This window comes from Clostridium tanneri, from assembly GCF_033659955.1.
Lineage (GTDB): Bacteria > Bacillota > Clostridia > Clostridiales > Clostridiaceae > Clostridium_AM > Clostridium_AM tanneri.
This window is the reverse complement of record NZ_JARUJP010000061.1, coordinates 1-2097: the sequence shown is the minus strand read 5'-3', so window position 1 is coordinate 2097 and position 2097 is coordinate 1. Positions and strand designations below refer to the sequence as shown.

At 33.1% G+C, this 2097-nt stretch carries 4 protein-coding genes; all 4 read right to left on the bottom strand.

Annotated features, from left to right (window positions below; all coding sequences use genetic code 11):
- Nucleotides 1–55: 55 nt before the first annotated feature.
- Complete coding sequence (locus P8V03_RS18885; RefSeq protein ID WP_261673564.1) at nucleotides 56–535, bottom strand: hypothetical protein; 480 nt, start codon at nucleotides 533–535, stop codon at nucleotides 56–58.
- Nucleotides 536–652: 117 nt separating this feature from the next.
- A complete protein-coding gene (locus P8V03_RS18880) occupies nucleotides 653–937 on the bottom strand; it encodes a DUF6881 domain-containing protein (protein ID WP_261673563.1) in 285 nt (94 codons plus the stop codon).
- Between the two features lie 165 nt (nucleotides 938–1102).
- Nucleotides 1103–1351, bottom strand: coding sequence for a hypothetical protein (locus P8V03_RS18875; RefSeq protein ID WP_261673562.1), 249 nt, complete (start codon nucleotides 1349–1351; stop codon nucleotides 1103–1105).
- Nucleotides 1352–1367: 16 nt separating this feature from the next.
- On the bottom strand, nucleotides 1368–2097 hold a 730-nt coding region (locus P8V03_RS18870; RefSeq protein WP_487286268.1), incomplete at its 5' end, for an RHS repeat-associated core domain-containing protein.

The window sequence follows — 2097 nt, the reverse complement described above, 5'->3', positions numbered from 1 at the left end:
CTGATCATTTTCATCTTTTCCAAATACAGGAGTTTCCTCTGCCGGAGTTTTTCCATTACTTCCAGTAGTACGGCCATGGGGTCAGACCCCATGGCAGAAAACTGGAAACAGTTTTCTGCTTGCTATAAACCTCAATCTGAAACGGAAATGTTGGATTTTCTATATATTTTTTGAATCCAGATAGAACTTTATCTAGTTCAACATCTCCTTCTAAAGGGATTAATAGATTTTTATTCATAAGTTTTGCCAGCTCTCTATACTTCTTTTCATGGAATTCCAAACTTACACTTTGTCTGTTAAGAGTACTAGCTAATCCTAACGTAATCACAGGAAAAGGTCGTACTAAATTATGAACATGAAATGTGGGAATATAACTGTTATTCCCTGACTTAACTTCAAGCAAAATTCCGACCAATATTGGGCCTATTCTATTTATCAAATGCATAGGTTTATACACACCCAGTGAAGGAAATAATTCGTTCCAATCTTGCGTAATTCTTTTTTTATCTGCAATTGTTAACTTACTCAACGTCATGGGTTTACCTCCATAATTCTTATAATATTTGATGAGCCGTTACCTAAAATTTTACTTTACTATAGTATAAAAAGGTGGAACACTATATTTTATTAGCTGCTCCACCTTAACTTACCTTTATTTATTCAGTTGCATTCTTTTTAACCACACTTCTTCAAATTCATGTTTATCTATTTCCATGGGCTTGAATTGATTATCTAAAGCTATTTCTGACAAAGTTGGTAATGGTTCTTCTGATAATCTTGTTCCTCGGAATTCAGTATTTAAGTCCGCATATCCTATTTTATTATCCCTATAAATTTCAACTTTTCTTATCTCATTATACTTATTATCAATTTCTGAATATATAATAATTGGTTCATTTTGTAAACTATGAATCCATTCTACCTTCAAATACTTCATTCTTTATCACTTCTTTATTTTATAAAATCTCTAAAACTAATTATAATCTCAATTATTCCAAATGAAATTCTTCTTTAGAATACTATTAAGTTTCAAAAAACAGTACTTTTGTAAAGCACCGTTTTTTATAACTTAATAATTTAAACCAATAGAATTTAGGTTCTTTTATTTATAACTAATATATTTTTCCCATCCTTTAGAGCATACTTCTTCAAATGTTGGAACAGTAACCATACCATATAGATCATGTGTACCAACCTTTAAATCTAATGCATCTTTTGGAGATTCCCACTCCGTTTCACATTCTAAGCAACATACATATAGTTCATTTGTATCAATTGCTTTTACTATTTCAATCCATCCTTGAGTACAAATTGGACACCACCTAATCCTGTACTTACCGAAGCTCTCCATTGCATCTCCTCCATTTTTATGGCAATAATAGATTTATATTATAGTTCCCACCCATACCAGGATAAGCCGTTATAAGTCTATTTGTTCCCTGTCTTGTAATTATAGTAATATGATTTAAGTTCTGTAATTGTCCTCCATATCCTCCTGCATATCCAGCACCTTGAAATGGTATATGATAAATATCCGCACCTCCAGATGTTATAGGAGTGATATTTTTTGCATTTATCCAAGCATTATTTATCATTTTAACTGGATCTCCGTAAAAAATTCCATGTTCAGGCTTTTGCAAATTATTTATTGTATGTTTTCCAACATGCTCAAATCTAGTTTCTCCATGTTTACTTATAATACTCCAATCAAGACTACTATCATTACCACTTCTTGAAAATCTTATATAACCTTTGGATTTAATCTTTCCAATTCCTGATATACTTTTTGAAACTCTACTTGCCACCTGAACAGCTCTCTGTCCAACTCTTTGTGCAATCTGAGCACCTCTTGTTATCACCGTAGTTCCCATAGTTACAGCTGCTGCAAAAGTTGCTGGCGAAGCTATAGCTACTATTGCAGCAACTACAACGACTGCCGCAACTGCTGCCAAAGCCCATTTAACCCATCCTGATAAATATCCGTTTGGATCAGTCATGTTAATAGGGTTATTTTTGCAATACGCAAATACATTATGAGATAATAAGTCACCTCTGCTTCCGCCTAATGCATCAGCATTCAGGTATCTCCCCCACTCT